Origin of the sequence: Pseudomonas sp. ICMP 561 (genome assembly GCF_002699985.1) — a bacterium.
Classification (GTDB): domain Bacteria; phylum Pseudomonadota; class Gammaproteobacteria; order Pseudomonadales; family Pseudomonadaceae; genus Aquipseudomonas; species Aquipseudomonas quasicaspiana.
On sequence record NZ_LKBT01000048.1, the window covers coordinates 1 to 508 of the forward strand.

Below are 508 nucleotides of genomic sequence, written 5' to 3' on the forward strand. Positions count from 1 at the left end.
CCTCCTTAATCGACGACTCAGCTGCAGCACAAGTTCCCACACGAATTGCTTGATTCATTGAAGAAGACGATTAGAAGCAGCTTTTGCTTTGCACACCCGATTTTGGGTCTGTAGCTCAGTTGGTTAGAGCGCACCCCTGATAAGGGTGAGGTCGGCAGTTCGAATCTGCCCAGACCCACCAAACGACACCCGGATACGGGGCCATAGCTCAGCTGGGAGAGCGCCTGCCTTGCACGCAGGAGGTCAGCGGTTCGATCCCGCTTGGCTCCACCACTTACTGCTTCTGTTTGAAAGCTTAGAAATGAGCACTCCATGGTTTGCATGGTGAGTGTTGATTTCTAGTCTTTGACTAGATCGTTCTTTAAAAATTTGGGTATGTGATAGAAATATAGACTGGGCACCTCTTTCACTGGTGCGTGTCCAGGCTAAGGTAAAGTTTGTGAGAACAAACTTTCGGCGAATGTCGTCTTCACAGTATAACCAGATTGCTTGGGGTTATATGGTCAAG

Annotated in this window: 2 tRNA genes; both read left to right on the forward strand. The window is 48.8% G+C overall.

The features are described 5' to 3' along the window. Positions 1-104 precede the first annotated feature (104 nt). Positions 105-181: transfer RNA gene (locus tag AO242_RS23725), tRNA-Ile, on the forward strand. A 16-nt stretch (positions 182-197) separates the two neighbouring features. Continuing rightward, positions 198-273, forward strand: a tRNA-Ala gene (locus AO242_RS23730). Positions 274-508: the final 235 nt, after the last annotated feature.